This window comes from Sphaerochaeta sp. (genome assembly GCF_050178175.1).
GTDB lineage: Bacteria > Spirochaetota > Spirochaetia > Sphaerochaetales > Sphaerochaetaceae > Sphaerochaeta.
In genome coordinates, this window is sequence record NZ_JBFXGH010000110.1 from 1 (window position 1) to 7,340 (window position 7,340).

Here is a 7,340-nt window from a genome sequence, read left to right on the forward strand (position 1 = left end):
GCAGACTGTTGATCGGAAGCCGATTGACCGAGGTGACCGACGGCTGTTGCCAAGCTTTGTGGTGAAGAAACAACGTATCCATACGAACCTTCCTTTGTGTTATTTGACCGAGCCGAGCACCCCTTCAACGAACCGTCTCTGCTGGGTAAAGAAGAGGATCAAGGTCGGCAGGGTCGTAATGGTGACAGAGAGCATCAGAATACCATAATCGGTAGTATACCCCGCAGTCAGGCCGGTGATCAGGAGAGGCATGGTCTGACTATCCTGACTTTGCATGATGATCAGAGGCCATAGGTAATTATTCCATGCATTCATGAATGTAACAATAGCGGCTGCTGCAAAGGTGGGAGCCATGATGGGCACATAGATCCTGAAAAAGATGCCAAACTCTCCCAGCCCATCCACCCGGGCAGCCTGCACAGTCTCAATGGGAAAGGATTCGCTGCTTTGACGGAAGAAGAAAATCAGGAAGGCGGTAGAGATTGTGGGAAGAATAAATCCCATGGTCGTATCAAGCAACTTTGCCTGGCTGAACATCCTGAAGAGGGGGACCATGAGGGCAGCGAAGGGAACCATCATAGAGAGCAGAAGCAACCCCATCAAGGTATCCTTTCCCTTGTCCCGATAAATCTGGAATCCATACCCAGCGAGGCTGCAGACCAGAAGGGCGGCTACCGTATTGGCTAAGGCATTACGTAATGAGTTCCAAAAAGCATTTCCCAGTCGAACGTTCGTAGCGAGAGTCCTGATATTCTCAAACAGGAAGGTTCCAAAGAAAAGCCTACCCTTTATGATATCCACACTCTTGTTGGTTGCACCGACCACCATAAAGTAGAACGGAAATACAGAGAACAGGCAGATGATAATCAGAAATACATATTTTGCTATGGATGCACCTTGTCGCTTGTTCATCGCTTACCTCCCACTTTGATCTGGACAAAGGAGAGTATGGCAACCATCACGAGGATTGCATAGGATACTGCTGCCGCATACCCAAATTGTGGGTTGTACATAAACGACAGGTTATAGATGTATTGGCTGATCGAGAGGGTGGCAATCCCTGGACCTCCGTTGGTCAGGGTACGCACCTCATCGAAGAGCTGTAATGTCCCATTGGTGGACATGATAGTAGTCAAGAGAATCACCGGCTTGAGCAGTGGGATGGTTATGGAGAAGAACTGCCTGCCCGCCGAGGCTCCATCGATACGTGCAGCCTCATATACGTTCCGGTTGATATTCTGGAGTCCTGCAAGATAGAACACGGTGTTATACCCGGTCCATCTCCAGGTAATGGTAAGAATGATGACAAATTTCGCCCAGACAGGATGAGTAAGCCAGCTGATCGGCTCAGAAAGTATGCCAATGCCGACCAGGGCTGTATTCATGATTCCATCAATGGAGAACAATGATTTGAAAATCATGGCCGAGGAAACCAAACTGGTCGCACACGGCAGAAAAATCATAGTCCTGAAAATTCCCCTGCCTTTGAGCTTGGAATCGTTCAGCATGGTGGCTAGGACCAATGCAAACAACAGCATAATGGGGACTTGGATCACAAGATAGGTGACAACGTTTCCTACTGAGGTGAGAAACATCTCATCCTCAAACAGGCGCGCGTAGTTCTTCAATCCTGCAAATTTCAGGTTATTCCCCCTTCCTGATTGCAACGAGAGCAGGAATGCACTGATCATAGGATAGAAGTTCAGGATAAAGATGAATAGTGCTGCAGGAATGACGAACAACCAGCCGTACAGGTTGATCTTTCGACTCAGATTACTTTTTGCCATGACGTTTTCCCTTATCTATTTCGTTACAAATCCGATACCGCCAGTATACAGCGGTATCGGATATCGATGTGGACTAAAACTACTCGCTCATCAGGAATTCGACATTCTTCTGTGCAGTCCCAAGAGCTGCATCAATGTTCGTTCCCTGCATTACTTCGCTCAATGCTCGGGCGATGGCATCTCGGGCTTCATAGTTGAAAACACCGTACTTGACGTTGGGAACCTTGCCTGCAAACTCTACCAGATCCTCATAAACCTTCTGACCGCCAAAGAACTCAATGGGGGTTGAATAGACTGGGCTTTCTGCGGCAGGAAGCCAGGTTGCAATCGCTCCACTGGTTGGCAGAATGGTCTCATACAGTTCGGCGCTTCCTCCAAAGGTCTTTGCCAGGAAATCGATGGCAACATCAGGATGTTTGGAGTTTGCCATGACCATCCAACCTGAACCACCCTGGCTGGAGTAGTTCACAGAGCTGCTGATATTTGCAAACCTAGGAGTATTTGCAACAGCCCACAGGCCATTCTGGGATTTTTCAGCCTGGATGGATCCAATGATCCAACAGCCGTTGATGGTGGAAGCAACTGTTCCGTTGTTCAGCGTTGCAATATAGGCATTCCAATCTGGCACAAGCAGACAAACACCACTCTCAACCATCTCCTTGGTTATGCGGAGTGCTTCCTTGAGGACAGGATTATCCTTGATATAGGCACTTCCATCCTCATTGAACATCCACGTGCCTGCACTTTGCAGCATCAACATGGGGAAATCAGGCTCATTGGCAACCGTGCTGATCATAGACACACCGGTTTTCTGCTTGACAATCTTGCCCAACTCGATGAAACGTTCCCAAGTGATGTCATTGAAATCACTTACCTTGAGACCAGCTTTCTCGATAATGTCTCTCCTGATGAATGTACCAGTTGCCCCATTGTCAAAGGGAACTCCATAATGATTTCCATCAATGGTTCCCACATCGACCTTGAACTGGGCAAACTGGCTAAGGTCAATCTTACCATTGAGGGGTACAAAGGCTTCAGGATAGGTCATTACGTTCTTCTGAATTGCGTTATCTTGCATCAGGATGATGTCCGGAAGATTCTCGGTGGCATTGGCACTGAGACTGGTGATCAACTTCTGCTGCAGATCATTCCAGGGTGTCTCAACCACATTGATGGTGACATTTGGCTTGATGTCCTTGTAAATCTTTGCCGCTTCCTCCATGGCATAGATGTTGAACATCGGATCCCAGCACCATACCGTCAGGGTGATAGGGGCATTGGGGTCTACAACCTCAGCCTTCTTCTCTTCAGCACCACCAGCAAATAGCATGGTTGATCCCAGGACCAATACCAATAGCACATACAACATTTTCCTCATTGCATTCCTCCTTGTTGTTCTTTGAACAAGCTAGCTACGTTTTCTATTGTTTTATGATAGGGTCAGGCCTGTTAGAACGAAAGTGACAAGAATACTGAAAACATCTTTTTTTTTAGCCTTCTTCCGGTACAAAAATACTGACTCTCATCCTCCTTATGGTATACTGTCCCCAATGGTTGAAAGTGAACGATCCAGAAGAAAGACACCCTTTGAGCGTGCCCTGTATGGGTACGCAGGATTTCTTCTTGCCCTCGGTCTTGTAGAGTTTCTCCTTACCTATGGATTCAACAGCGGAGAGAGTACCCGAGCGTTTGAGTTCTATCGTACTTTTTTTATCTTCTTCGCTTTCTACTGTTTTTTTATCTTCCTGCTTACCCAATCGCGTAATCTTCTGGCAATTCTTCTGCTGATTTTTCTCTCCCTTACCGCCCTATGGGTTATTGGATACTCATTAAACGATTTTCTTACCATTCGCCTCTCACTCTTCCTTGCTTTCCAGAGTGTACTGCTCGGCTGTTGCTCCTTCCCCATCAGTCTGGTTCTCTGCCCGATACTTTCCACCACTGGAGTAGTTTTATTGCAACTGCCCATGCTCCTTGGGGAGAATGAACTGAATCTCGCGCTCAGGAGTGCAGAAATTCCTGAGCTTTGGGCATTCTTTGCTATCTCATTAAGTGCTGCATTCTTGCAAGTAGGACTTACACAGTACCGACAACTATATCTAAAGGGACAAGAACAAATCGTAATCCTGAATACCACAATTACCAAGCTCACTGTCTTCAGCCAGAGCCTGCAATCCTACGCAAGAACTGCGGAGATTGAGGCCGCAAAAAAGGAACGCTTTCGTATCAGTCGGGAAATCCATGACATCAGTGGGTATATGTTCACCAATATCATTGCAATGATGGATGCCATTGTCTCAACTGGATGTAGAAACAGCGAGAAAACCAGTGAGATGTGTTCAGCTGCACGTAGTCAAGCGCAAGAAGGATTGACAGAAACCAGGAAAGCTCTTCACTTGCTCAGGACCAATGAACAGGATCGGGAGACGGGAATCAAGGCAATCTACAAGATCAAGAAAATTTTCGAGGGGACTACCGGGGTTACCGTGGATATTGAGGCAGGGAATCTACCTGCCTCCTTCGGTGATGAGATTGATCTGGTCTTGTATAGAGTGGTACAAGAAGGACTGACCAACGCCCTAAGACATGGACATGCAACGCAGGTCAGGATGCTCTTCTGGATTATCTCAGACCAGGTACAAGTCATCATCCTGGACAATGGTAGCGGAGCAAAGAAAATTGTTAAAGGTATTGGACTTGCCGGTATGGAAGAGCGAATCAGTAAGCTCGGCGGTACAGTCCATGCAGAGAATGCCCCGGAGGGAGGCTTCCAACTAACCGTTACTATCCCACTGCAAAAGGAGCACACGCATGATTCGAATTCTATTGGTTGACGACCAGCAACTCTTCGTCCAGAGCTTAAGAATGAGCTTAGAGAGCTATGTGGACGATTTCCAGGTAATAGGAATCGCTAAGAACGGAAACAGCGCCATCCAGATGGCCCTGGAGGAAGCACCCGATGTCATACTGATGGATGTCCATCTTCCTGATATCAACGGGGTGGAAGCTACCCGGGAAATCCTCAAGCAAAACTCTTCTATCAAAGTGGTCATGCTTTCCACCTATGATGAGGATGAGTATGTGAGGGAAGCCTTGCGAATTGGGTCAGCTGGGTATCTCCTGAAGGATATATCCCCTACTGAATTGATTGCCGCCATCAGGGCGTTGCAATCTGGACTGGTACAGATTTCCCCAAAGATTGCTGCCAAATTAATCAATACTATGTACGATGGAACCAGTCCGAAAATCCCTGAGATATCCGGTAGTTTTGAATGGTTCGATACCCTTACATCACGTGAGAAGGAAATCTTTGGACTTATCGCCACCGGCTATGACAACCAACAAATTGCAGACCGCCTTTTTCTTGCTGAGCAGACGGTACGTAACAATATCAGCTCCATCTACGCAAAATTGGAGGTAAAAGATCGCTTTGAGATCATACGCTTGGCCAATACCATTCACTATCACTAGACATTTTATCAAATTTGTCATCCTGCAGGCTCGTGCTTGTTCTCACAGTATGAGAAACTGAATGCAGAGAAGCCTACTATGAAACGTTCTCCTATATTATTACTTGCGCTTGTTGTGTCACCTGGACCGCTCTCCGCTCGGGAAAACAGCGTTGCAATCGGCGTACAACTGGGGTTCACCACCAGTGGGGTTGTTGCTGATGTAGGTCTGGGGGACCTCTACCTCCAGGCAGGCATCAACTATCCTCTTGGAATAACATACATTGCGTCCACCACCGACTCAAGTGAAAAATTCTTCGACATTTATACCTTCAACGCCGATATCAGCCAAGCATTCGCACTCAGCGATTCCTTCGACCTGAAAATCGGGGTGGGAACCACCGCCTTCACCAATTTCGGTCCGGTGTTGACCGGCTTTGCAGGCCCAGTCGTAAAGGGAGAGTACTGGATTCCTGACAAGAAGACAGGAATATTCCAGTGATGGCCTATGGAATAATTGAGGATGATGAGACATTCGGCGGTGGCGTTTTGTTTGATCCCCTCTTCCCACTTGTAGGCTTGTTCACCTCTACCGTCGGCGTGTTGTATGCATTCTAGAATTCTGTGCTGAACAGCATACAGGAGAAGGCTGGGCCTCTCTCTTTTTTTGGTTCCTTCCACCAGATTACCTGTACAACTTGTTTACATTGCAAGAAAAGAGCAAGAGAAAAACATCCTTTCTATATTAGTTTTTGTCGTTTTATTGCAGTAATATCAAAAACATGTTATAATGGCTTTATCCAATACAAGAATAGTTGCCATTTTATCGGAGCAATCATTCGACCACAGACCTTCTGTGTGCCTAGGGAATTCTTTACCTTTGGAATATCACCAGAAGAGAACCGTACAGGAAAAAGACCCATGCAATTTACCGATTCAGAACAGCAGATAGTAGACCGTTTCGACACTGATGTCAGCAGAGAACGCTGGCGTGACTGGAAATGGCAGCTCAAGCATTGCATCAAGGATGTTGCAACGTTTGAGAAACTGCTTGACTATACTTTCCCTGAAGCAAAACGAAAGGACATTGAGGCAACTATTGCAAAGTTTCCCATGGCCATCACACCCTACTATCTCTCGCTCATCGATACCGACAATGTGGAGAACGATCCAATTTTCAAGCAGTCGTTCCCCGATGTCCGGGAGTTGGATATTGCAGACTATGACATGGAAGATCCCTTGCACGAGGATGCAGACAGCCCGGTTACCGGTATTACGCACCGTTATCCAGACCGTGTGCTCTTCTTGATCAGCAATACCTGTGCAATGTATTGCCGTCACTGCACCAGGAAAAGAAAGGTCGGCGATGTGGACAGTATCCCTGACCGCCAGCAGATCAAGGCTGGCCTCGATTACATCAGAAGCACCCCGCAGGTTCGCGATGTCCTGCTCAGTGGTGGAGACCCCTTGATGCTTTCTGATGAGTACCTTGAATGGATTATCTCAGAGTTGAGAGCGATTAAACATGTCGAGATCATCAGGATCGGGACCAGGATTCCTGTGGTACTTCCCTACCGGGTGAACGAGAAACTGGTGAATATGCTGAAGAAGTACCACCCCCTATGGATCAACACCCAGTTCAACCACCCGCGTGAACTTACCAAATCCTCGCGCAGGGCGGTGGAAATGCTCGCTGATGCAGGAATCCCCATGGGCAACCAGTCTGTCCTGCTTAATGACGTGAACGACTGTCCCAGAATCATGAAAAAACTCGTCCAGAAACTGACCTATAGCAGGGTAAGACCCTACTACCTCTACCAGTGTGACCTCTCTGAGGGACTCACCCACTTCAGGACCTCAGTCGGCAAAGGTATCGAGATCATGGAGAGCCTCAGGGGCCATACCAGTGGTTTCTGTGTACCCACGTATGTCATCGATGCACCAGGCGGTGGTGGAAAGATTCCCATCATGCCCAACTACATTCTCTCCTGGTCCACGAACAAGGTAATTCTTCGTAACTTCGAGGGTGTCATCACTACCTATCGTGAACCAGACAGTTACTCATCCGTCATGTGCAATCGTAATTGTGAAAAATGCACCCTTG

Annotated in this window: 7 protein-coding genes; 4 read left to right on the forward strand and 3 right to left on the reverse strand. The window is 47.4% G+C overall.

What is annotated here, in order from left to right:
• Positions 1 to 99: 99 nt before the first annotated feature.
• From AB7S66_RS10315 to AB7S66_RS10325, 3 genes are all read right to left on the reverse strand, one after another.
• On the reverse strand, positions 100 to 912 hold the full coding sequence (locus tag AB7S66_RS10315) for a carbohydrate ABC transporter permease (RefSeq protein ID WP_428519709.1): 813 nt from the start codon (positions 910 to 912) through the stop codon (positions 100 to 102).
• Positions 909 to 1,787 carry a carbohydrate ABC transporter permease gene (locus AB7S66_RS10320; RefSeq protein ID WP_428519711.1) on the reverse strand — a complete coding sequence of 293 codons (879 nt, stop codon included), beginning with the start codon at positions 1,785 to 1,787 and terminating at the stop codon, positions 909 to 911. Before AB7S66_RS10320 ends, AB7S66_RS10315 begins: the two co-directional genes overlap by 4 nt.
• A gap of 79 nt (positions 1,788 to 1,866) precedes the next feature.
• Entirely contained in the window at positions 1,867 to 3,165 is a 1,299-nt protein-coding gene (locus AB7S66_RS10325; protein ID WP_428519713.1) for an ABC transporter substrate-binding protein, read from the reverse strand.
• Positions 3,166 to 3,337: 172 nt separating this feature from the next.
• Here AB7S66_RS10325 and AB7S66_RS10330 point away from each other — a divergent pair, with 172 nt between their 5' ends.
• From AB7S66_RS10330 to ablA, 4 genes are all read left to right on the forward strand, one after another.
• A complete protein-coding gene (locus AB7S66_RS10330; protein ID WP_428519715.1) occupies positions 3,338 to 4,621 on the forward strand; it encodes a sensor histidine kinase in 1,284 nt (427 codons plus the stop codon).
• A complete protein-coding gene (locus tag AB7S66_RS10335) occupies positions 4,599 to 5,258 on the forward strand; it encodes a response regulator (RefSeq protein WP_428519717.1) in 660 nt (219 codons plus the stop codon). The genes AB7S66_RS10330 and AB7S66_RS10335 overlap by 23 nt, the downstream gene beginning before the upstream one ends.
• Positions 5,259 to 5,336: 78 nt before the next feature.
• Positions 5,337 to 5,738, forward strand: coding sequence for a hypothetical protein (locus tag AB7S66_RS10340; protein ID WP_428519719.1), 402 nt, complete (start codon positions 5,337 to 5,339; stop codon positions 5,736 to 5,738).
• Positions 5,739 to 6,157: 419 nt separating this feature from the next.
• Positions 6,158 to 7,340, forward strand: a 1,183-nt coding sequence (gene ablA, locus AB7S66_RS10345) for a lysine 2,3-aminomutase (RefSeq protein WP_428519721.1), incomplete at its 3' end; no start/stop codon positions are given.